This window comes from Methylobacterium sp. CB376 (assembly GCF_029714205.1).
Classification (GTDB): domain Bacteria; phylum Pseudomonadota; class Alphaproteobacteria; order Rhizobiales; family Beijerinckiaceae; genus Methylobacterium.
In genome coordinates this window covers 762,864-783,223 of the sequence record NZ_CP121648.1, presented here as the reverse complement: position 1 = coordinate 783,223, position 20,360 = coordinate 762,864, and the positions used below count along the sequence as shown (strand labels likewise).

Here is a 20,360-nt window from a genome sequence, read left to right as displayed (position 1 = left end):
GTCCCTCCACCTTCCGGACTCTTGTGACCGACCCTTGGCTGGGCCCTCCGCGGCAGCGGGATACTTTCACGAATTGAGAGGAGGCATCATGGGCAAACTTGCGTCCGCCGGTCCGATCGCCGTGGTGGTGGAGGACGACGCGTCCGTGCGCGACTTCGCGGCGGCGATCCTCGAGGAGACGGATCTCGACGTGATCGCCTGCGCGAGCGCCGAGGATGCGCTCGACGTGATCCGCGCCCATCCCGACGAGGTCGCGCTGGTGTTCACGGATGTGGACCTCGCGGGCGCGATGGATGGCGGGGCGCTCGCCCGCACGGTGGAGCGGGAATGGCCCGACGTGCGGGTGGTCGTGACCTCCGAGAAGGGGGCGCGGCCGGAGACCGACCACGCGGTCTACATGCGCAAGCCCTGGCGCCCCCTCGACGTGCTGGTCCAGGCCGAGCGCGCGACGCTGGAATCCTCGCGCCGGGCGGCGTGAGGCGGGGACCCGTCGCGCCGGCTCCTGAGCAGACTTGCGCGCGGCAACTCTGCTTAAGTCTCGTTATTGCATCATTTCTGCCGCCGAACCGGTGACCATTTCGGCGAATGATGCTTAGAGCAGCGCCCGATCACGGTGCGGTCGGACGCCGCTCCAGGTCGTTGATCGTGCCGCATGTCCTGCGCTGAGCCGGCATCCGCCTCAGCGGGCGATGCCCTCGCGCGCGCCCTCGAAGCCCGCGAGCACGGCCGCGAGGTTGGGGCCGAGATGCTCGGACAGGTAGCCGCCCTCCTGCACCAGCACGGTCGGGAGCCGCAGCCGCGCGAGCGCGGCGCCGATCCGCGAGAAGCCCTCCGTGGTGACAGCGAGCCCGGCGAGCGGGTCGTGCACCGAGGCGTCGAGGCCGAGCGCCACCACCAGGGCGCCCGGCGCGAAGGCGCGGATCGTCCGCGCCGCCGCGTCGAGGGCCGCGAGGTAGCCCTCGTCCCCGGTCCCGAGGGGCAGGGGCAGGTTGCGGTTGGCGCCGAGCCCCGGGCCCTCGCCGCGCTCGTGCGCGTAACCCCAGACGAAGGGGTAGAACCGCGCCGGATCCGCGTGGAGCGAGACCGTCAGCACCGTCGGGTCGGCGTAGAAGATGTCCTGCGTGCCGTTGCCGTGATGCACGTCCACGTCGAGGATCGCCACCCGGCCGTGCCGGGTGCGCAGCTGCGCCGCGGCCACCGCGCTGTTGTTGAGGAAGCAGAACCCGCTCGCCCGGTCCCGATAGGCGTGGTGGCCGGGGGGGCGGCAGAGCGCGTAGGCGGCGTCCTCCCCGTCGAGGACGAGCTGCGCCGCGCTCGCCGCCACGTCCGCCGCCGCGCAGGCCGCCGCGAAGGTGCCGGGGCCGATCGGGCAGGCGGTGTCGAGGGTGTGCCAGCCGAGCCGGCCGACGATGTGCTCCGGGTAGGTCGCCCGCTCGCGCATCGGGTGGATGTTGGCGACCATCTCGGGTGCGGCATCCCCCAGGGCCGCCCAGGCGTCCCAGGCCTCGGCCAGGAAGGCGAGGTAGTCGGGGCCGTGCACCCGCGCCCGCGCCTCGTGCCCGAAGGCCTGCGGCGCCACGAGGGCGTGGCCCCCCGCGCGCAGGCCCGCGAGCAGCCGGTCGGCCCGCTCCGGCTGCTCGGTCGTGCGCGTGACGCGCCCGCGGACGAGGAAGAATTGCGGGTCGTGGCCGCGGTGATCCTCGGTGTAGACGGCTCTCATGGGGACTCCGGGTGCGGGGAGAGGGCGCGCGCGAGCCGGCCGACCTCGCGCCACGCCACGCCGACATGGTGGTCGACATGGGCGACGATGCGCTCGGCATGGCCCGCCTCGATCGCCGCCAGCACCGGCTCGTGGGTGCGGGCGATGGCGTGCGGATCGTCGTAGAGGTGGCCGATCAGGCCGATCACCACCTTCAGCTCCGAGGCGAGGCCGTCGAACAGCCGCAGCAGCCGGCCATTGCCGGCGATCTCGCAGACGAGGCGGTGGAAGCCGTAATCCGCCTCGACGATCAGGGAGGCGTCGTCCCGCGCGGCCGCGGCGTAGAGCGCGTCGAGCTGGGCGCGCAGGGCCGCCCGCCCGGCCGGCGTCAGCCGCCTCGCCGCCTCCACGGCCGCGTGGCGCTCGATGCACAGGCGCAGGTCGTAGAGCTCGTCCACGTCGCCGGCCGAGATCTCGCGCACGAAGAAGCCCCGCCGCGGATGCGCCCGCAGCAGGCCCTGGCTCTCCAGGAGCCGCGCCGCCTCGCGCACCGGGGCCCGGCTGATGCCGAGCTCCCGCGCCACCGCCGCCTCCGCCACCTTGGTCCCCGGCGCGAGCCGACCGCTCGTGATCGCCGCGGTGAGGCCGCGGGCGACCTGCCGCACGAGATCCTGGTCAGCGGGCACCGGCAGGCCGACGGGGGGAGACAACGGGCGCATGACACCTCCGGCGGCAGAGTGTGCACCCGGTAAGCGTCGATTGTCGACGCTTTCGGCTTGATCCGCCGCGGGGAGCGGGCCAGTCTGCCGCCATCGTCGCCGTCGCAGGAGACTCCGGCCATGCCCTCCCCCCGCACGCCCGAGGAGCAGGCGATCCGCCTCGACCTCGCGGCCGCCTACCGGCTGATCCACCGCCTCGGCCTCGACGACAGCATCTACACCCACATCTCGGCCCGGCTGCCGGGGCCGGAGCACCGCTTCCTGATCAATCCCTTCGGGCTGCGCTTCGAGGAGGTCACGGCCGGCAACCTCGTCACCGTCGACCTCGACGGGCAGGTCATCGACGATCCCCACGGGCGGGGCATCAACCCGGCGGGCTTCACCATCCACAGCGCCATCCACGCGGCGCGGGAGGACGCGCTCTGCGTCCTGCACACGCACACCGTCGCGGGCGTCGCCGTCTCCTGCCAGGAGGAGGGGCTGCTGCCCCTCAATCAATGGTCCATGCAGTTCACGGACCGGATCGCCTATCATGCCTATGAGGGCATCGCCCTCGACCTCGACGAGCGCGCGCGGCTGGTCGCGGATCTCGGCGACCGGTTCGTGATGATCCTGCGCAACCACGGCCTGCTCACCTGCGGGCGCAGCGTCGGCGAGGCGTTCCGGCTCATGCACAACATGGAGCGCTCCTGCCGGGCGCAGCTCGCGATCCAGGCCGCGGGTGCCCCGCTGGTCCGCCCCTCGGCCGCCATCGCCCGCAAGACCGCCGGGCAGTACGCGCAGTTCGGCGAGAAGGTGGCCGCCGGCGCCCTGGAGGACGTCGAGTGGGCGGCCTTCAAGCGCATGCTGGAGCGCAGCGACCCGGATTACCGGGACTGACGCCGCCGGGCGTCGCGGCCGTGCGGCGGGGCGCGCCGCCGCGGCCGCCTCTCCAACACGGCGCGACGGGCGCGCGATCGGCATCGAGGCAGCGGAGACGGCGGAGATGATCAGGCTTGCGGCGGCGGGAACGGCCCTGCTGCTCACCCTCGCGGGGGCGGTCCTCGCCCAGACGCCGAAGGCGGGCGGCGTCGCCCAGGCGCCGAAGGCGGGCGGCATCGCCCAAGTGCCGAAGGCGGGCGGCATCGCCAACGCGATCATCCAGCCCGAGCCGCCGGGGCTGATGCTCGGCCTGCTGCAGAACGGCCCGACCCAGATGGTGGCCGGCAACATCTACGAGGGGCTGCTGCGCTACTCCGAGAGCCTCGAGCCGCGGCCCGGCCTCGCCGAATCCTGGGAGGTCGGCCCGGACGGCCGGACCTACACCTTCCACCTCGTGCGGAACGCCACCTGGCACGACGGCAAGCCGTTCACCGCCGAGGACGTGCTGTTCTCGGTCGAGTTCCTCAAGCAGACCCATCCGCGCGCCCGGGCCAACATGGCCAAGGTCGCGAGCCTCACGGCGCCCGACCCCTACACGGTGGTGTTCACGCTCTCGGAGCCGTTCGGCCCCTTCCTGGGCGTGTTCGAGGTCGGCTCGCTGCCGATGATCCCCAAGCACCTCTACGCGGGCACCGACTACAAGACCAACCCGGCCAACACCACCCCGATCGGCACCGGCCCGTTCCTGTTCAAGGAATGGAAGAAGGGCGCCTACATCCGGCTGGTCAAGAACCCGGCCTACCACGTGGCGGGACGGCCCTACCTCGACGAGATCTACTGGCACGTGATCCCGGACGCCGCCTCGCGGGCGGTCGCCTTCGAGACCGGCAAGGTCGACATCCTGCCGGGCGGCTCGGTCGAGAATTTCGACGTGCCGCGGCTGTCGCAGCTGAAGGGCGCCTGCGTGACCGGCAAGGGCTGGGAGTTCTTCGGCCCCCATTCCTGGCTCTGGCTCAACAATCGCCAGGGCCCGACCGCCAGCAAGGCCTTCCGGCAGGCGGTCTCCTACGCGATCGACCGCGACTTCGCCCGCGACGTGATCTGGAACGGGCTCGGCAAGCCGGCGATCGGCCCGATCTCCTCCTCGACGCGCTTCTTCAACCCGGGCCTCGGCCGGTACGCCTACGACCCCGCCAAGGCGAAGGCGCTGCTCAAGGAATCCGGCTACAAGGGCGAGACCCTGCGCCTCCTGCCGGTGCCCTACGGCGAGACATGGCAGCGCTGGGCCGAGGCGGTGAAGCAGAACCTGGAGGATGTCGGCATCAGGACCGAGATCGTCGCCACCGACGTCGCCGGCTGGAACCAGAAGACCTCGGACTGGGACTACGACATCGCCTTCACGTACCTCTACCAGTACGGCGACCCGGCGCTCGGCGTGGCGCGCAACTACGTCTCCTCGCAGATCGCCAAGGGCTCGCCGTTCAACAACGTCGAGGGCTACGCCAATCCGGCGGTCGACGAGGCCTTCGCGCAGGCCGCGGCGGCGGTGAGCCCCGCCGAGCGGCAGGCCCTGTACGACCGGGCCCAGACGACCCTGATCGAGGACGCGCCGGTGGCGTGGCTGCTCGAACTCCAGTTCCCGACCATCACCCGCTGCAAGGTGCACGACCTCGTCACCACCGGGATCGGCGTGAACGACGGCTTCCGCGACGCCTGGATCGAGCGCTGACCCGTGGCCCGCTTCCTCGCCGCGAGACTGGGCAAGGGGCTGCTCGTGCTCCTGGCCATCGTGGTCCTGAACTTCTTCCTCATCCGCCTCGCCCCGGGCGATCCCGCCCTGGTCATGGCCGGGGAGGCGGGGGCGGGCGACGAGGTCTACGTGGCGCAGCTGCGGGAGCGGTTCGGGCTCGACCGGCCGCTGCCGGTGCAGCTCGGCCTCTATCTCGGCCACGTTCTCACCCTCGACCTCGGCTACTCGGTGCGCCAGCAGATGCCGGTGGGCCGGCTGATCCTCGACCGGCTGCCGGCGACGCTGCTCCTCACCGGCACCGCCTTCCTGATCTCGCTCGGCCTCGGCGTGGCCCTCGGGGCGCTGGCGGCGCGGCGGGCCGGGCGCTGGTCGGACGCCGCCATCACGGGGCTGGCGCTGCTCTTCTACGCGACGCCCCTGTTCTGGGTCTCGCTGATGGCGATCCTGGTCTTCTCGGTGCGCCTCGACTGGCTGCCGGCCTTCGGCTTCGAGACGGTGGGGGGCGGCTACGAGGGCCTCGCCCGGGCCGCCGACATCGCCCGCCACCTCGTGCTGCCCTCCCTCACCCTCGGGCTGTTCTTCATGGCGGTCTACGTCCGCATGACCCGCGCCTCCATGCTGGAAGTGGGGAGCCTCGACTTCGTCAAGACCGCCCGGGCCAAGGGCCTCCCCGAGGGGGTGGTGCAGCGCCGCCACGTGCTGCGCAACGCGCTGCTCCCGGTCGTCACCCTGGCCGGCCTCCAGGCCGGCACGCTGGTCGGCGGGGCGATCCTGACCGAGACGGTCTTCGCGTGGCCGGGGATCGGCCGGCTGATGTACGAGGCCCTGCTCCAGCGCGACTACACCCTCCTGCTCGGCGTCTTCGTCGTCTCCTCCGCCATGGTGCTGCTCCTCAACCTCCTCACCGACCTGATCTACCGGGTCGTCGATCCGCGCATCGAGGTCCGGGCGTGAGGCGCGGTGCCCTCGCGGCCTTCCTGCGCCACCCGGGCGCGGTGGTGGGGCTCGCGATCCTCGCCCTCGTGGTGGCGGCGGCGCTCCTCGCCCCCGTGCTCTACCCGGCCTCGCCCTGGCGGATGGTGCAGCGCCCCTTCGTGCCGCCCTTCACCCTGGAGCGGGTGCCGCTCGGCACCGACGCGCTCGGGCGCGACATCGCCGCCGGCCTGATGCACGGGGCGGGCGTGTCGCTGATGGTCGGCCTCGTCTCGACCCTGGCGGCCCTGGTGATCGGCGTGCCGATCGGCGCGATCGCCGGGTATGTCGGCGGCCGGACCGACGACGCGCTGATGCGCTTCACCGAGTTGTTCCAGACTGTCCCGAGCTTCGCCCTCGCGATCGTGCTGGTGGCGATCCTGCAGCCGGCCCTGTCCTCGCTCATCCTCGCCATCGCCCTGGTGAGCTGGCCGCCGGTGACCCGGCTGGTGCGCGGGGAGGTGCTGTCGCTGCGCGCCCGCGACTACGTGCAGGCCGCGATCGTGACGGGGGAGACCCCCTTCACCATCATCCGCCGCGAGATCCTGCCCAACACCCTCTCGCCGATCGTGGTGCTGGCCTCCCTGATGGTGGCGACCGCGATCCTGCTCGAATCCTCGCTCTCCTTCCTGGGCCTCGGCGACCCGAACCGGATGTCCTGGGGCTTCATGGTCGGGGCGGGCCGCACCGTGATCCGGCAGGCCTGGTGGGTCACCGCCTTCCCGGGCCTCGTGATCCTCGCCACGGTGCTCGCCCTCAACCTGATCGGGGAGGGGCTCAACGACGCGCTCAACCCGCGCCTCGCCCGGGGCGAGCGATGAGGCCGGTCGTCTCCGTCCGCGGCCTGCGCCTCGCCCTGCCGCCGGGCGCCGACCGCGCCCACGCCGTCGAGGACGTCTCCTTCGCGATCGCGCCGGGCGAGATCCTCTGCCTCGTCGGCGAGTCGGGCTCGGGCAAGTCGATGTGCGCCCACGCCCTGATGGGGCTGCTGCCCAGGGCGGTGCGCCCGGCCGGCGGGGAGATCCTCCTCGCCGGCACCGACCTCCTGGCGCAGGACGAGGCCGGGTGGCGCGCCACCCGGGGCGCCCGGATCGGCATGATCTTCCAGGAGCCGATGACGGCCCTGAACCCGCTGATGCGCGTCGGCGACCAGATCGTCGAGATGTTCGAGGCGCATGGCCGGCTGAAGGCGGCCGAGCGGCGCGCCCGGGCCCTCGACCTCGCGGCCGAGGTCGGCCTGCCGGATCCCGCCCGCCTCCTGCGGGCCTACCCGCACCAGCTCTCGGGCGGGCAGCGCCAGCGGGCGATGATCGCCATGGCGCTCGCCCTCGAACCGGCCCTGCTCGTCGCCGACGAGCCCACCACCGCCCTCGACGTCACCACCCAGGCCCAGATCCTGCGGCTGATCCGCGACCTGCAGCGGCGGCACGGCATGGCGGTCCTGTTCATCACCCACGATTTCGGCGTGGTGGCGGAGATCGCCGACCGGGTGCTGGTGCTGCGCCGCGGCCGCGTGGTGGAGGCCGGCCCGGCCGCCGCGCTGCTCGCGCGCCCGCAGGAGCCCTACACCCGCGCGCTGCTCGCCGCCGTGCCCTCCCTGGAGCCGCCGCCCCGCCCGCCGGTCTCCGGCGCGACGGCGGTCGAGGTCGCCGGCCTCACCAAGACCTACGTGACGGGCGGGGGCTGGGGCCGGCCGGTCCGGCGCGTCGAGGCGGCGCGGGACGTCGGCTTCGCGCTGCACCGGGGCGAGACCCTCGGGCTCGTGGGCGAGTCCGGCTCGGGCAAGTCGTCGGTCGCGCGGCTCGTCCTGCGCCTCGCCGAGCCCGATTCCGGCACGGTGCGCCTCGGCGACACCGACCTCACCAGCCTCTCCGGGGAGGCCCTGCGCCGCGCCCGGCGCCGGATCCAGATGGTGTTCCAGGATCCCTTCGCGTCGCTCAACCCCCGCCGCAGCGTCGGGCGGATCATCGCGGACGCGCCGCGCGCCCACGGGGTGCCGGAGGCCGACGCGATGGCCCGCGCCCGGGACCTCCTCGGCCTCGTCGGGCTCGACGCCTCGGCCTTCGACCGCTACCCGCACGAATTCTCGGGCGGCCAGCGCCAGCGCGTCGGCATCGCCCGGGCCCTCGCGGTGGAGCCGGAGGTGCTGGTGGCGGACGAGGCGGTCTCGGCCCTCGACGTCTCGGTGCAGGCGCAGGTGCTCGCCCTGCTGGAGGACCTGAAGACCCGCCTCGGCCTCTCGATGCTGTTCATCACCCACGACCTGCGGGTGGCCGCCCAGATCTGCGACCGCATCGCGGTGATGCGGCGGGGCGAGATCGTCGAGATCAAGCCGACCGCCGCCCTCTTCGCCGCCCCCGAGCACCCCTACACGCGCGCCCTCCTCGACGCCGTGCCGGGCCGGACCCGCGCCGCCGCATGACCCGCCCGATCCCCTGCATCCTGCTCAGCGAGACCCTCGACCTCGCCGCCCTGTTCGGCCCGGTCCTGGCGCAGGTCGCCGACGCCGTCGAGGTGGTGACCGACCCGGCCGAGGCGGCGCGGGTGCGCCTCGCCCTGGCATGGTTCCCGCCGGCCGACGCCTTCGCGCGCTACCCGAATCTCGGGGCGGTCTGCTCGATCGCCGCGGGGGTCGACAGCCTGCTCGCCTGCCCGGGCCTGCCGCCGGACCTGCCCGTGGTGCGGGTCGTCGATCCCGATCAGGCCCGCGCCATGTCGTGCTTCGTGCTCTGGCACGTGCTCGGCCACCTGCGGCGCTTCCGCAGCTACGCGGAGAACCAGGCCCGGGCCCTGTGGCGGCCCCTCGGCCAGCGCGCGGCGGGCGAGGTCACGGTCGGGCTCCTCGGCTGCGGCCGGATGGGGGCGCAGGTGGCGCGCGACCTCGCGGCCTTCGGCTTCCCGGTCCTGGCCTGGAGCCGCGCGGCGCGCCCCGCCGAGCCCGGGATCACCCACCTGCACGGCCCGGAGGGCCTGGCCGCCCTGCTGCCGCGCTGCGACGTGCTGGTGAACCTGCTGCCCCTGACGCCGGACACGCGCGGCCTCCTCGCCGCGCCGCTGTTCGGGCGCCTGAAGCCCGGGGCGGCCCTGGTTCATGTCGGGCGGGGCGACCACTTGGTCGAGGCCGACCTCCTCTGTGCCCTCGATTCGGGCCGGCTCGCCCACGCGGCCCTCGACGTCTTCGCGGTCGAGCCGCTGCCCGAGGATCACCCGTTCTGGCGGCATCCGCGCATCCTCGTCACGCCGCACGAGGCCTGCGACGCGAGCCCCGCCGCCGTGGCCGCGATGCTGCGCGCCACGGCGGAGGCCCTGCGGACGGGGGCGCCGATCCCGCACGCCATCGACCGGCGGCGCGGGTACTGAGACGGGATCCGCTTGATCGAAGCGGGTCCCGGATCACAAGCCTGCGCGGCGCCTGAGCGCGGCGCCTGAGCGAAGCCGACATCCGCATCGCCGAAATGGGAGATGGCGAAGCCATCAACCGGATGTCGGATGAGTGCGGCCGCCGCAACCGTCCCGCCGCGTGGTCCTCTCTTGGCGGAAAATTCTTGGCGGAAGATCCTTGGCGGAAGATCCTTGGCGGGCGATCCAGGCCGGGCAGGCCCGCGGCGGCATCGACCCCCTAGGACGCCATCAGGTCTGCGGCGATTGCGGCGCGCCGATCTTCCGGCTCAGCCAATAGGCGTAGCCCACGTTCACGCTCTCCAGCAGCGCGGCGGTGTTGGTGATCTGGTTCGCCACCAGGGTTCCGAACTGGCCGAGCAGGTTGAATTCCTGCTCCATCACCTTCGAGATCGTGTTGGCCTCGCGCAGGGCCAGCCGTGCCTGGGCCAGCTGCGTCAGGCCGTCGATCCACGCCCGGTCGAGCTGCCGGAACCGTTCGAGGAGCGCGGCCTGCATGTCGAACAGGTCGCCGAGCGTGTCGGGGTCGGGCCGCATCGCCAGCACCTGGACGGTGCCGAGCGCGTTCGCCGCGCTGCGCGACAGGGCCTCGTTGATCATCAGGGTCCGCCGCAGGGGCGGGCTGACCTTGGCGGGTTCGGCGACGGTGTCGGCGACGGTCTTGGCGAGGACCGCGAACGGCATCGCAGCCACGGCGTTTCCATTGCTCATGAGGCAGGTCTCCCGATGGCCGATCAGCCGCCCAGGCGCGTCAGCATCGCCTGGATGGCGCCGACCTGGATCGCGTTCTTCGAGTAATAGTCGGGCTTGTCCGTGTTGCGCGACGTGTAGCCCCACCAATCCCAGCACCCGTCGGGGTTCTGCAGCGCCCCGCCGTCGCTGCCCTGCGCCTGCGGGTAGAGGACGATGATGTTGTTGCTCTCGGCGATGTGGTTGTAGCCGGTCGTCGTGACGTAGCGGTTGCCGTAGGGCGGCTGGTTGGCGACGTCCGGCTGGCCGTTGACGTAGTTGATGTAGGCGTAGCCCTGCTTGCAGCCGTGCAGCGCGACGTGGATGCGCGCCTCGGCCCCCTCCAGCACCTCGGCGGGCACGTAGGCGTAGCCGAACGGGCTCATGCTGGAGCGCGGCTCGCCCGCGAAGAACTCCGTCTGGTCGAAGCGGATCAGCCGCCCGTTCAGGCGCTCGGCCGGGGCATTCAATCCCGGATAGATGTGTCGCAGGATCTCGTGCGACTGCATGAAGCCGCCGTTGTTGATATAGGGCGGCTGGTTGGTCGAGAGGGGGGAATCCTCGGGATTGTCGGTGATGATCGAGTGGCCGGCCGGCACGGTGTCGCGGTAGAGGATGTTCTCCGGCGCGACCCCGAGCAGCTCGTAGAAGCGCCGGGTCCGCGCGACCACGTCCGGGTAGACGACCCGGTCGGCGCTGCCCGTGAAGATGTAGAGCCGGTCGTCGGCGAGGTTCTCGACGGGGTCGATCTCCCCCGCCTCGGCCGTCCTGCGGGCGATCTCCGCGAGGTGCTCGGCGCTCGGCGCCATCTGCGGGATCAGCGGGTTCATGCTGATGTAGAGCGCGCCCTGCTCGTAGGCGTCCTCGGCGATGAGCGCGGCCGCGCGGAACGACTCGGCGCAGCGGAACGGTCCGCCGGCGATGATCCCGGCGCCCGCGAAGCGGGACGAGTGGGCCAAGTGCAGCTGCACCGTCATGAAGGCGCCGGACGACAAGCCGGACACCGAGCTCTGACCTTTCCGAACTTGGAACGAGGACAATTGCTCGATCGTGCTTCGGATCTCGAATCCCATCGCCGTCTCCGCAGATGTCGGGCCGGAGAAGGCCACGGACGCACCGATTTCGCAAGTGCGAAAACGGCACATCCAGGCTCTCGCGGCGCGCGATCGGGCCGGAAAGAAATTTTCCTCGGAAAAGATTTCTGGGTCGGACGCGCGGACATGTTCCGCCCCATGCCGCGTTGCTCGGCCGGTGCGGCGCGGGCCGTCCGCGTGCCGGGGCGGCCCGCGCGTCGTCTGGCGCGACCTTGCGGAACCGGCGGGAACGGGGCGGGGCGCGCCTCGGCCCGGCGCCGGGCTTCCCCGGGGGCGGGCGGGCGACCAATCGTTAACCATCCGCTCCCAGAATGCCCCCGCGCGGCGGCGTCCAAATCGCCCGCCGCGGGACCCGGTTTCTCCGCCGCCGCGGGACTTGGTTTCGCCGCTTTGGCGGCCCACCCTCATCCCGGCTTTCCAACCGCCAAGGGGCGACGCTCATGCTCGGCACGGTCTCCGCCTTCCTGATGATCCTGATGGTTCTGGCGCTTCGGAACCTCGCCAAGGCGGTGCTGCTGCCGGTCTACGCGGTGCGCGACATCCACCGGGGCCGCTATCGGCGCGGCCTGGTGCTCCTCGCCTGCTCGGGCCTCGCCGCCTGGGCGATCTGGAGCGTCACCCACGCCGCCCGCTCGCCGGCGATCCCGGTCGCGGCCTCCGTCTATACCGGCTGATCGGGCGGGCGCGCCGCCGCCACGGCCCGCAGGGCGGCCGCGACGCGCGCCCGCACCCCGACCTCGGAGAGCGGCGCGGCGATCACGAGGCTCGTCACCACGTCCGGGTATTGCCGGCGGCGCTTGGGCGTGCGGGCATGGTCGGCGATCCGGACCTGATGCGGGCCGCCCGGCGCCCGCAGGTAGAGGCTGCCGCTGCGCGCGCCCCGCGCCACCGTCTCGAAGCCCTCGGCGAGGAGCAGGCCGTGCGCCAGCGCCCGCGCGGCGCGCGGGGTCAGCCGGTCAGGGCCGCCAAGCCGGCGCCGCATCGTCCGCCCGCCCGTCCTCGGCGGGCTCCTGCGCCTCGCCCGCGCGCTCGCTCGCGCCCCGGTAGCCGGTGGCGAGCACGTAGAGCTCGCTCGAATCCGCCCGGCTCGCCGCCGGCTTCACGTGGCGCACCGCGGCGAAGTCGCGCTTGAGGTCGGCGAGCAGCCCGCCCTCGGTCCCGCCCTGCAGCACCTTGGCGAGGTAGGCCCCGCCCGGGGCCAGCACCTCGCGGGCGAAGGCGGCGGCGGTCTCGGCGAGCCCCATGATGCGCAGGTGGTCGGTCTTCTTGTGCCCGGTGGCGTTGGCCGCCATGTCCGACATCACGAGGTCGGCCGGGCCGCCGAGGAGCGCGATCAGGCGCGCCGGTGCGCTCGGGTCGAGGAAGTCGAGGGTGAGGAAGTCGACTCCCGGCATCGGCTCGATCTCCAGGAGGTCGATGCCGACGACCCGGCCGCGGGGCGGCGGCGCGCCCGGATGGCTGCCGACCTTGGCGGCGGCCACCTGCGACCAGCCTCCCGGCGCAGCCCCGAGATCCACCACCCGCTGGCCGGGCCTGAGGAGGTGGAAGCGCTCGTCGATCTCCAGGAGCTTGTAGGCGGCCCGCGAGCGGTAGCCCTCGCGCTTGGCGCGGGCCACGTAGGGGTCGTTGAGCTGCCGCTCCAGCCAGCGCTTGGACGAGACCGTGCGCCCGCGCCCGGTCTTCACCCGCTGCTTGAGGTCGCCCCGCTGGCCACCGCCCCTCCGGTCGCTCATTCGTCGCTCCTGCACCCGCGATCCAGATGACGCCGCACCGCGCAACTCGCAAGGGGCACCCGGGCCGGGGACGCGGCGGAGCGGGGCGCCCGCGGCTGCCTCCGGGAGCGGACCGGACGCGGCGCTCGACGTCGCCGGGCCGGGTGCTAAGCTGCGCACCGCGCGCGGCGCAGGCCGTCGCCGGCCCGGGGTGACCCATGGATGTCAAGGAAGCGGTGGCGAGGGCGAAGCACTTCCTGGCAGATGTCTTTTCGGACGAGACCGTATCCGAGATCCGGCTCGAGGAGATCGCGTTCGACCGGAGTGAGCGGGCATGGTTGGTCACTCTTGGCCTCTTGAGGCCGGCTGGGGCCGACGCGCAGACCTCCTTTGGGGTTCTCAAGCCTGTTCTGTACAAGAGAACGTATAAGATCGTCCGTATTCCGGAAGATTCGAACGAGATGCCGTCCATAAAAATTCGCGAGGTGAGCGAGGGATGAGCACTGCGATTCTCCTTGACACCCAGTTGCTCGTGCTCCTGGTGGTCGGCCGAACGTCGAAGGGAATCGTCGCCAAGCACAAGAACCTCACCGAGTTCACGGCGGAGGATTTCGACCTGCTTCTGATTTTGCTCGGTGATAATCCTGCTCTGATCCTGCTCCCGAACACCGTCTCGGAGGCCGCGAACCTGCTCCGGCAGCATCGGGATCCTGAGAGGACCGCCATCCTGCGCACCTTCGCCGAGATCATCGGCGGCCACGCGGAGCACTACGTGGCCAGCAGGAAGGTGGTGGTACGGCGCGAATACGCGCGGCTCGGCATCACGGACTCAGCCATCCTTGAGATCGGTCGCGGTAATCTGGAGATTCTGACCGCGGACCTCGACCTTTTCCTGGCGGCCGTTGGCCTGAGCCTCCGCGCGACGAATTTCAACCATAAGCGCGAGGAGTTCGACCTCTTGTGAGATCGGGGAGGCGCCGCCGCTCAGCCCCGCCCGCCCCGGCGCCAGACGCCGTCCTCGCGCATCATGTTCATGAGCAGGCCCTCGCGCAGGCCGCGGTCGGCGATGCGCAGGCGCTCGGACGGGAAGGCCCGCCGGATCGCCTCCAGGATGGCGCAGCCGGCCAGGACGAGGTCGGCCCGGTCGCGGCCGATGCAGGGATTGCGCGCCCGCTCGGCGAGCCGCGTGTCGAGCAGGTCGGTGATCGCCGTCGAGACCTCGCGGTCGCTCATCCAGAGCCCGTCGATGCGCCGCCGGTCGTAGCGCGGCAGGCGCAGGTGCATGGCGGCCAGCGTCGTGACCGTGCCGGAGGTGCCGAGCAGGTGGAAATGCGGCGCCTGCGCGGCCGCGCCCGCCATCAGGGCGAACTTGGTGAGCTTGGTCGAGACGTCCTCGACCATGCCCTCGAAGATCGCCGGCGTGACGTCGGTGCCGCCGTAGCGCTCGGTGAGGGTGACGACGCCGACCGGCAGCGAGTCCCAGGCGCGGATGCGCAGGGTCGGGTCGGCGCTGCGGGCGAGCGCCGCGGAGCCGTGCAGCCAGACGATCTCGGTCGAGCCGCCGCCGATGTCGAAGATCACCACCGATTCCGCGTGCCGGTCGGCCAGGGCCGCGCAGCCCGTCACCGCCAGGTAGGCCTCGGTGCGGCGGTCCACGACCTCGAGGTTGAGCCCGACGTCCCGGCGCACCCGCCGGACGAAATCCGGGCCGTTCACGGCGAGCCGGCAGGCCTCCGTGGCGATGACCTTCGAGCGGACGACGCCGCGCGTCTCCATCTTGGCCCGGCAGACGGCGAGCGCCTCGACGGTGCGCTGGATCGCCTCGTCGCTCAGGTGGTCGGTGCTGCCGAGGCCCTCGCCCAGGCGCACGATGCGCGAGAAGGCGTCGACGACGCGGAACCCGTAGGGCGCCGGCTCGGCGATCAGGAGCCGGCAATTGTTCGTGCCGAGGTCGAGGGCCGCGTAGGGGCGCCGCCCCTGCGGCCGCAGCGCCGGGAGGGGCCGCACCGCGCCGGCCGCCCGCTGCGCCTCGCGCAGCAGCACGCTCTGGCGCGCCGGCTCCGCCCTCTCCGCGGCGCGCGCCGGCACGGGGGCGGCAGTCTCGTCCCTCACGACGCCAACAATCCTTCCAGCCCGCGCAATCCGCGTGGGCAGCGCTGTCACGCTCCAAGCTTACGTCGCTGCCGTGGGAACGCAATGCGTCGTTGCACCCGATTCTCCCGATCAGGCGACCACTTTCGGGTTCATCGAGAAGGCGACCCGCGGCAGCGGGCGCAGCAGGCTCTTCACCTGCGAGAACGGCCGCGGGCGGTTGATGACCTCGTCGAGCCGCGACCAGAGGGTCTTGGGGGAGAAGGGCTTGGCGATGATCTCGTTGACCCCGAGATTGACCGCCCGGTCGACGATGTTGCGCCGCGGCTGGGCCAGCATCAGGATGATCGGCACGGTCGGGGCGGGCGAGGTCGCCGGGGTGCGGGCGAGGCGGATGAACTCCTCCCCCGACAGGATGGCGAGGTCCCAGTCGAGGACCACGAGGTCGGGCTTGCTCTCGGCGAGCGCCCCCAGCGCCTCGGCCCCGTCCGGCGCCTCCAGCACGCGCTTGATGCCGACGCGCATCAGCATGTCGCGGACGATGCGGCGCAGGTAGAGGCTCTCGTCGACGACCAGGGCGGAGAGGTCCGGGAAGGTCGGGGTGGCGATCATCGGGGCGGCTCGACGCGAACGCCCGATCCTGCGCCCGCCCTGCCTACGGTTTCGCTAATCCCGGCGGCCCGGGATGCCGAGGCGTCGGGCGACCGGCGCAGCGCGCCTCACGGCGCCTCCGGCAGCGGCGCCAGCAGGGCGAGCCGCAGGGCCGCCAGGAGGGCCGCGCCGTAGAGCGCGCCGACGAAGGCCGCGACGCCGGTCCAGCCCGCCTGGGCGTAGAACCAGCCGCCCGCCGTGCCGAGGACCGAGGAGCCCAGATAGTAGAGGAACAGGTAGAGGGAGGAGGCCTGGGCGCGGTCGCGGCGCGCCCGCCGCCCGACCCAGCTGCTCGCCACCGAGTGGGCGCCGAAGAACCCGACCGTGGCGACGACGATGCCGAGCACGATCAGGACGAGGCTCTCGGCGAGGGTCAGCGCGACGCCGCCGAGGGCCGCCGCGATGGCGAGCCACAGCACCCGGCGGCGCCCGAACAGGCTCGCCGCGTGCCCGGCCGCGGTCGAGGAGGCGGTGCCCGCGAGGTAGACCGCGAAGATCGCCGCGACGGCGGTCTGGCTCAGCGCGTAGGGCGGCGCCAGCAGGCGGAAGCCGATGTAGTTGTAGAGCGTGACGAAGCCGCCCATCAGCAGGAAGGCCTCGGCGAAGAGCCAGGGCAGGCCCGCGTCGCGGAAATGGTGCAGGAAGCTGCCGGGCACCGCCCGCCAGGGCAGGGGGCGGGGCGTGAAGCGGGCCGAGGGCGGCAGGCCGCGCGCGAAGGCGATGGCCGCCGCGAGCGCCAGCAGGCCGATCGCCGCGAGCGCCGCGCGCCAGCCGAGCCGGTCCGCGAGGGCGCCGCTGAGGAGCCGGCCGGCCATGCCCCCGAGCGAATTCCCGCTGATCAGGAGCCCCATGGCGAGGCCGAGGGCGCGCCCGTGCATCTCCTCGCTGAGATAGGCCATGGCCACGGCCGGCACGCCGCTCATGGCGAGGCCCGCCAGGGCCCGCACGGCCAGGAAACCGTGCCAGGTCGGCATCGCGGCGGCGACCAGGGTGAGGAGGGCCGCGGAAAAGAGTGAGACCACCATCACGGGCTTGCGCCCGAACACCTCCGACAGGGGGCTGACCACCAGGAGGGAGACGGCGAGGAGGCCGGTCGCCAGGGAGAGCGACAGGCTGCTCGCCGCCGGGCCGACGCCGAATTCCTCGGCGAAGACCGTCAGCAGCGGCTGGACCGCGTAGAGCACCGCGAAGGTCGAGAAGCCCGCCGCCGCGAGCGCGTAGGCGGTGCGGCGGAAGGCCGGCGTGCCGGCCTCGATGCTGTCCTGCATGCCGCCCCGGCCCCCGCCCCCGTCCCTCGCTACCGGAAGCGCCCGGCCCCGGGAAGTCCCGCGCCCGCGGATCGCGCGGGCCCGGGCCGGGTCAGGCCGCCTCGGCGGCAGCCGGCGCGGCCGCCGCCGCCAGCGTGCAGGCGGCGCCGCAGGACGTCGCGCAGGAGGCGTGCACCTCGTCGAGCGCCCGCGAGAGGATGCTCCGGATGGTGCGCGCGCAGCGCCCGCATTTCGGGCTGCAGCCGAGGCAGGCATAGACCTGGGCCGGCGTCCGCGGGCAGGCCGGACCCGGATTCAGGCACGCGCGCACTTGGCCGTCGGAGAAGACGTTGCAGGAACAGACGATCATGCTGGGATCAGGGCATCCGGTTTCGCGTGGCGCCCGGCAAACCGGTTGCACCGCAGATTAGAACTCTTGAAAACTACAGCACTTTCAACAAGTTAGCGATTCGGTCGCGGCATTGCAACCACTGCCGCAACCCTGCGACGGAATCACGCCGGGGCCCCGCGCCGGCGCGCGCCCGGTTGTCTCAGGGGCAGGGGGCGGCTATCGCCGACGCTCTTGCCCCGACGCTCTTGCCCCGACGCTCTTGCCCCGACGCTCTTGCCCAAGGTGCGGCCGCCTGATCGGCCGGCGGACCGTGACAGCCGATGACCCTCCCGCGCGATGATGGTCCGACCACCCCCTCCCGCGAGCCCGCGGGCTGGAGCGAGCGCGAGCGGCTGGCCGCGCTCGACGCCTGCGGGATCCTCGACACGCCGCCCGAGCCCGAATTCGACGACGCGGTGCAGATCGCCCGGCAGGCCTGCCGGGCGCCGATGGCGCTGATCAGCCTGGTCGCGGAGACGCGCCAATGGTTCAAGGCCGCCTCGGGCCTCGCCCTGCGCGAGACCGGGAGGGACGCCTCGGTCTGCGCCCATGCCCTGGGCCTGGCCGGGCCGCTCGTCATCCCGGACCTCGCGCGCGACCCCCGCACGGCGCGAAACCCGCTGGTGACCGGGCCGCCGGGCCTGCGCTTCTACGCCGGCCACCCGCTGGTCGGCCGGGACGGGCTGCCCCTCGGGGCGCTCTGCGTCCTCGACACCGCGCCGCGGCCGGGCGGCCTGTCCGAGGAGGAACTCGTCGCGCTCGCGGCGCTCGCCCGGCAGGTGATGACGCAGATCGAGCTGCGCCGCGCCCTCGCCGAGCGCGACCGGGCGCTCGCCGCCGCCCGGGCGAGCCGCCACGACCTGCGGCTCATCACCGACGCGCTCCCGGTCCTGATCGCGACGATCGACCGGGACGAGGTCTACCGCTTCGTCAACCGCCACTACGAGACCTGGTTCGGCCTGAGCCCGGAGCGGATCGTCGGGCGCTCCCTGCGGGAGGTGATCGGGGAGGGGGCCTACGCGGAGCGCCGGCCCCACATCGCGCGGGCGCTCGCCGGCGAGCCCGCCCGCTTCGAGATCAGGCTGCCGCGCCCCGGAAGGGCGGCGCGCCCCGGGGGTGCGGCGCGCGACGTGCGGGTGCAGTACGTGCCGGCGGAGGACGGGGGCTTCCACCTGCTCGCCATCGACGTCACGGCCGAGAAGGCGGCCGAGGCCGCCATGGCCGACAGCCTGATGAAGTTCCGGGCCATCGCCGAGTCGATGCCGCAGATGGTCTGGTCGACCCTGCCGGACGGCTACCACGACTACTACAATTCCCGCTGGTACGAGTTCACCGGCGTGGCGCCCGGCTCGACGGACGGGGAGGGCTGGAACGCGATCTTCCATCCCGACGACCGGGCCGAGGCGTGGCGGCGCTGGCGACGCGCCCTCGCCACCGGGGAGACCTACGAGATCGAGTACCGCCTGCGCCGCCGCGACGGCGTCCACCGCTGGGTGCTCGGCCGCGCGGTCCCGCTCCGGGACCCCGCCAGCGGGGCGATCCAGCGCTGGTTCGGCACCTGCACCGACATCGACGACCAAGTGCGCGCCCGCGAGACGCTGGCGCGGGGCCGCGAGACGCTGGAGATCCTGGTCCGCGAGCGCACGGCGGCCCTCGAGGAGGCGAATGCGCGGCTCACCGCCGAGATGGCCGAGCGCGGCCGGGTCGAGGAGCGGCTGCGCCAAGCGCAGAAGATGGAGGCGGTGGGCCAGCTCACCGGCGGCATCGCCCACGACTTCAACAACCTCCTCACCGGGATCACGGGCGCCCTCGACCTGCTGCGCGCGCGCCTCGCCGAGGGGCGGCTCGACGCCCTGCCGCGCTACGCCGACCTCGCTACCGCCTCGGCGCAGCGCGCCGCGGCGCTCACCCACCGGTTGCTCGCCTTCGCGCGCCGCCAGCCCCTGGCGGCGCGGGGCGTCGACGCCAACGCCCTCGTCGCCTCGATGGGCGACCTGCTGCGGCGCACCCTGTCGGAGCGCGTCGCCCTCGACCTCGATCTCGCCGAGGATCTCTGGGCGACCCTGTGCGACCCCAACCAGCTGGAGAACGCCATCCTCAACCTCGCGATCAACGCCCGCGACGCGATGCCGGAGGGCGGGCGGCTCACGATCGCGACCGCGAATCTGCGCCTCGACGGGGCCGCGCTGGCGGGCGAGGACGGGCCGGCGCCGGGCGACTACGTGCGGATCGCCGTCCGCGACACGGGCGCCGGCATGCCGCCGGACGTGGCGGCGCGCGCGTTCGAGCCGTTCTTCACGACGAAGCCCCTCGGCGAGGGCACGGGGCTCGGCCTGTCGATGATCTACGGCTTCGCCAAGCAGTCGGACGGGCAGGTGCGCATCGCCTCGGAGGTCGCGCGCGGCACCGAGGTGAGCCTGATCCTGCCGCGCCACCACGGCCCCGCCGCCGCGTCCCTCGCGCCGCGTCCCGCCCCGGCCCGCGGGCCCGGGACGGGCACGATCCTCGTCGTCGAGGACGATCCGACCGTGCGCGCGCTCATCGCCGAGACCTTGAGCGACCGCGGCTACCGGGTGCGGGAGGCGGCGGACGGCCCGGCGGGCCTCGCCGCCCTGGAGGCCGCCCCCGTCGACCTCGTCGTGACGGATGTCGGGCTGCCGGGCCTCAACGGGCGCCAGATGATCGACCAGGCCCGGGGCGCGCGGCCGGACCTCAGGGTGCTGTTCATCACCGGCTACGCCGAGAACGCCGCCTTCGGCGGCGGCCATCTCGAGGCCGGCATGGCGATGATCACCAAGCCCTTCGCGATCGAGGCGCTCGCCGCGAAGGTCCAGGCGATCCTTGAGGCCGGGGCGCCCGCGGAGGCCCGCCCCTGATCGCGGTTCCGAGCCGGTCGGGCGCGGCAGGATCGTGCGCGGGTTGCTCGGAAAGCCGAGCGGATCACGGCGGGGCCGACGCTCGGCAAGATGCCCGGCAAGTTACTCGGCAAGTTGCTCGCCATGCACTGCACGGCCGTCCGCCGGAGGGGCGCGCCGTCCGTCGCGA

Annotated in this window: 21 protein-coding genes; 11 read left to right on the top strand and 10 right to left on the bottom strand. The window is 73.0% G+C overall.

Annotation, left to right across the window (positions count from 1 at the left end):
- Positions 1 to 88: 88 nt before the first annotated feature.
- Complete coding sequence (locus tag QA634_RS03415) at positions 89 to 478, top strand: response regulator (protein ID WP_012330652.1); 390 nt, start codon at positions 89 to 91, stop codon at positions 476 to 478.
- A 201-nt stretch (positions 479 to 679) separates the two neighbouring features.
- On the opposite strand, the gene QA634_RS03410 is transcribed toward QA634_RS03415, so the two are convergent.
- Positions 680 to 1,720, bottom strand: a complete 1,041-nt coding sequence (locus QA634_RS03410; RefSeq protein WP_012330651.1) for a histone deacetylase family protein — start codon at positions 1,718 to 1,720, stop codon at positions 680 to 682.
- Positions 1,717 to 2,418 carry a GntR family transcriptional regulator gene (locus QA634_RS03405; protein ID WP_012330650.1) on the bottom strand — a complete coding sequence of 234 codons (702 nt, stop codon included), beginning with the start codon at positions 2,416 to 2,418 and terminating at the stop codon, positions 1,717 to 1,719. The genes QA634_RS03410 and QA634_RS03405 overlap by 4 nt, the downstream gene beginning before the upstream one ends.
- Before the next feature lie 120 nt (positions 2,419 to 2,538).
- On the opposite strand from QA634_RS03405, the gene QA634_RS03400 reads away from it, so the two are divergent.
- From QA634_RS03400 to QA634_RS03375, 6 genes are all read left to right on the top strand, one after another.
- Positions 2,539 to 3,297, top strand: coding sequence for a class II aldolase/adducin family protein (locus QA634_RS03400; RefSeq protein ID WP_012330649.1), 759 nt, complete (start codon positions 2,539 to 2,541; stop codon positions 3,295 to 3,297).
- 106 nt (positions 3,298 to 3,403) lie between these two features.
- Positions 3,404 to 5,008, top strand: a complete 1,605-nt coding sequence (locus QA634_RS03395) for an ABC transporter substrate-binding protein (protein WP_012330648.1) — start codon at positions 3,404 to 3,406, stop codon at positions 5,006 to 5,008.
- A 3-nt stretch (positions 5,009 to 5,011) separates the two neighbouring features.
- Positions 5,012 to 5,983, top strand: coding sequence for an ABC transporter permease (locus QA634_RS03390; protein WP_012330647.1), 972 nt, complete (start codon positions 5,012 to 5,014; stop codon positions 5,981 to 5,983).
- Positions 5,980 to 6,822, top strand: coding sequence for an ABC transporter permease (locus QA634_RS03385; RefSeq protein ID WP_012330646.1), 843 nt, complete (start codon positions 5,980 to 5,982; stop codon positions 6,820 to 6,822). The genes QA634_RS03390 and QA634_RS03385 overlap by 4 nt, the downstream gene beginning before the upstream one ends.
- Positions 6,819 to 8,423: an ABC transporter ATP-binding protein gene (locus tag QA634_RS03380; RefSeq protein WP_012330645.1), complete on the top strand. Its 1,605-nt coding sequence runs from the start codon at positions 6,819 to 6,821 to the stop codon at positions 8,421 to 8,423. The genes QA634_RS03385 and QA634_RS03380 overlap by 4 nt, the downstream gene beginning before the upstream one ends.
- Entirely contained in the window at positions 8,420 to 9,361 is a 942-nt protein-coding gene (locus tag QA634_RS03375; protein WP_012330644.1) for a 2-hydroxyacid dehydrogenase, read from the top strand. The genes QA634_RS03380 and QA634_RS03375 overlap by 4 nt, the downstream gene beginning before the upstream one ends.
- A 270-nt stretch (positions 9,362 to 9,631) precedes the next feature.
- Here the strand turns inward: QA634_RS03375 and QA634_RS03370 are convergent, their stop codons facing one another.
- Positions 9,632 to 10,111, bottom strand: a complete 480-nt coding sequence (locus tag QA634_RS03370; RefSeq protein WP_012330643.1) for a hypothetical protein — start codon at positions 10,109 to 10,111, stop codon at positions 9,632 to 9,634.
- A 23-nt stretch (positions 10,112 to 10,134) separates the two neighbouring features.
- Complete coding sequence (locus tag QA634_RS03365) at positions 10,135 to 11,202, bottom strand: extracellular catalytic domain type 2 short-chain-length polyhydroxyalkanoate depolymerase (RefSeq protein ID WP_012330642.1); 1,068 nt, start codon at positions 11,200 to 11,202, stop codon at positions 10,135 to 10,137.
- Between the two features lie 461 nt (positions 11,203 to 11,663).
- Here QA634_RS03365 and QA634_RS03360 point away from each other — a divergent pair, with 461 nt between their 5' ends.
- Positions 11,664 to 11,897, top strand: a complete 234-nt coding sequence (locus QA634_RS03360; RefSeq protein WP_012330641.1) for a hypothetical protein — start codon at positions 11,664 to 11,666, stop codon at positions 11,895 to 11,897.
- Here QA634_RS03360 and QA634_RS03355 read toward each other — a convergent pair.
- Together QA634_RS03355 and QA634_RS03350 are read right to left on the bottom strand one after the other, a co-directional pair.
- Positions 11,885 to 12,205, bottom strand: a complete 321-nt coding sequence (locus tag QA634_RS03355) for a hypothetical protein (protein ID WP_012330640.1) — start codon at positions 12,203 to 12,205, stop codon at positions 11,885 to 11,887. The two genes, QA634_RS03360 and QA634_RS03355, sit on opposite strands and share 13 nt — an antisense overlap.
- On the bottom strand, positions 12,180 to 12,956 hold the full coding sequence (locus QA634_RS03350) for an RlmE family RNA methyltransferase (RefSeq protein ID WP_012330639.1): 777 nt from the start codon (positions 12,954 to 12,956) through the stop codon (positions 12,180 to 12,182). The genes QA634_RS03355 and QA634_RS03350 overlap by 26 nt, the downstream gene beginning before the upstream one ends.
- Positions 12,957 to 13,153: 197 nt before the next feature.
- Between QA634_RS03350 and QA634_RS03345 the strand changes: the two genes are divergently transcribed.
- Positions 13,154 to 13,435, top strand: coding sequence for a hypothetical protein (locus QA634_RS03345; RefSeq protein WP_012330638.1), 282 nt, complete (start codon positions 13,154 to 13,156; stop codon positions 13,433 to 13,435).
- Positions 13,432 to 13,899, top strand: a complete 468-nt coding sequence (locus QA634_RS03340) for a PIN domain-containing protein (protein ID WP_012330637.1) — start codon at positions 13,432 to 13,434, stop codon at positions 13,897 to 13,899. Before QA634_RS03345 ends, QA634_RS03340 begins: the two co-directional genes overlap by 4 nt.
- 20 nt (positions 13,900 to 13,919) lie before the next feature.
- On the opposite strand, the gene QA634_RS03335 is transcribed toward QA634_RS03340, so the two are convergent.
- The 4 genes from QA634_RS03335 to QA634_RS03320 all read right to left on the bottom strand — a co-directional run bounded on the left by QA634_RS03335 (position 13,920) and on the right by QA634_RS03320 (position 17,294).
- Positions 13,920 to 15,047: a Ppx/GppA phosphatase family protein gene (locus tag QA634_RS03335; protein WP_026190924.1), complete on the bottom strand. Its 1,128-nt coding sequence runs from the start codon at positions 15,045 to 15,047 to the stop codon at positions 13,920 to 13,922.
- 111 nt (positions 15,048 to 15,158) lie between these two features.
- Positions 15,159 to 15,638 (bottom strand): response regulator, encoded by a 480-nt coding sequence (locus tag QA634_RS03330; RefSeq protein WP_012330635.1) that lies wholly within the window; start codon positions 15,636 to 15,638, stop codon positions 15,159 to 15,161.
- A 107-nt stretch (positions 15,639 to 15,745) separates the two neighbouring features.
- On the bottom strand, positions 15,746 to 16,945 hold the full coding sequence (locus QA634_RS03325) for an MFS transporter (protein ID WP_012330634.1): 1,200 nt from the start codon (positions 16,943 to 16,945) through the stop codon (positions 15,746 to 15,748).
- A 91-nt stretch (positions 16,946 to 17,036) separates the two neighbouring features.
- Positions 17,037 to 17,294: a (2Fe-2S)-binding protein gene (locus QA634_RS03320; RefSeq protein ID WP_012330633.1), complete on the bottom strand. Its 258-nt coding sequence runs from the start codon at positions 17,292 to 17,294 to the stop codon at positions 17,037 to 17,039.
- A 302-nt stretch (positions 17,295 to 17,596) separates the two neighbouring features.
- Between QA634_RS03320 and QA634_RS03315 the strand changes: the two genes are divergently transcribed.
- Positions 17,597 to 20,191, top strand: coding sequence for a PAS domain-containing protein (locus tag QA634_RS03315; RefSeq protein WP_012330632.1), 2,595 nt, complete (start codon positions 17,597 to 17,599; stop codon positions 20,189 to 20,191).
- The last annotated feature ends 169 nt before the right edge of the window (positions 20,192 to 20,360 follow it).

Excerpts from the sequence above, each read along its gene's own strand:
- QA634_RS03415 (WP_012330652.1), top strand. The coding sequence starts at position 89 with ATGGGCAAACTTGCGTCCGCCGGTCCGATCGCCGTGGTGGTGGAGGAC.
- QA634_RS03410 (WP_012330651.1), bottom strand. The coding sequence starts at position 1,720 with ATGAGAGCCGTCTACACCGAGGATCACCGCGGCCACGACCCGCAATTC.
- QA634_RS03405 (WP_012330650.1), bottom strand. The coding sequence starts at position 2,418 with ATGCGCCCGTTGTCTCCCCCCGTCGGCCTGCCGGTGCCCGCTGACCAG.
- QA634_RS03400 (WP_012330649.1), top strand. The coding sequence starts at position 2,539 with ATGCCCTCCCCCCGCACGCCCGAGGAGCAGGCGATCCGCCTCGACCTC.
- QA634_RS03395 (WP_012330648.1), top strand. The coding sequence starts at position 3,404 with ATGATCAGGCTTGCGGCGGCGGGAACGGCCCTGCTGCTCACCCTCGCG.
- QA634_RS03380 (WP_012330645.1), top strand. The coding sequence starts at position 6,819 with ATGAGGCCGGTCGTCTCCGTCCGCGGCCTGCGCCTCGCCCTGCCGCCG.
- QA634_RS03375 (WP_012330644.1), top strand. The coding sequence starts at position 8,420 with ATGACCCGCCCGATCCCCTGCATCCTGCTCAGCGAGACCCTCGACCTC.
- QA634_RS03370 (WP_012330643.1), bottom strand. The coding sequence starts at position 10,111 with ATGAGCAATGGAAACGCCGTGGCTGCGATGCCGTTCGCGGTCCTCGCC.
- QA634_RS03365 (WP_012330642.1), bottom strand. The coding sequence starts at position 11,202 with ATGGGATTCGAGATCCGAAGCACGATCGAGCAATTGTCCTCGTTCCAA.
- QA634_RS03360 (WP_012330641.1), top strand. The coding sequence starts at position 11,664 with ATGCTCGGCACGGTCTCCGCCTTCCTGATGATCCTGATGGTTCTGGCG.
- QA634_RS03355 (WP_012330640.1), bottom strand. The coding sequence starts at position 12,205 with ATGCGGCGCCGGCTTGGCGGCCCTGACCGGCTGACCCCGCGCGCCGCG.
- QA634_RS03350 (WP_012330639.1), bottom strand. The coding sequence starts at position 12,956 with ATGAGCGACCGGAGGGGCGGTGGCCAGCGGGGCGACCTCAAGCAGCGG.
- QA634_RS03345 (WP_012330638.1), top strand. The coding sequence starts at position 13,154 with ATGGATGTCAAGGAAGCGGTGGCGAGGGCGAAGCACTTCCTGGCAGAT.
- QA634_RS03340 (WP_012330637.1), top strand. The coding sequence starts at position 13,432 with ATGAGCACTGCGATTCTCCTTGACACCCAGTTGCTCGTGCTCCTGGTG.
- QA634_RS03330 (WP_012330635.1), bottom strand. The coding sequence starts at position 15,638 with ATGATCGCCACCCCGACCTTCCCGGACCTCTCCGCCCTGGTCGTCGAC.
- QA634_RS03325 (WP_012330634.1), bottom strand. The coding sequence starts at position 16,945 with ATGCAGGACAGCATCGAGGCCGGCACGCCGGCCTTCCGCCGCACCGCC.
- QA634_RS03320 (WP_012330633.1), bottom strand. The coding sequence starts at position 17,294 with ATGATCGTCTGTTCCTGCAACGTCTTCTCCGACGGCCAAGTGCGCGCG.
- QA634_RS03315 (WP_012330632.1), top strand. The coding sequence starts at position 17,597 with ATGACCCTCCCGCGCGATGATGGTCCGACCACCCCCTCCCGCGAGCCC.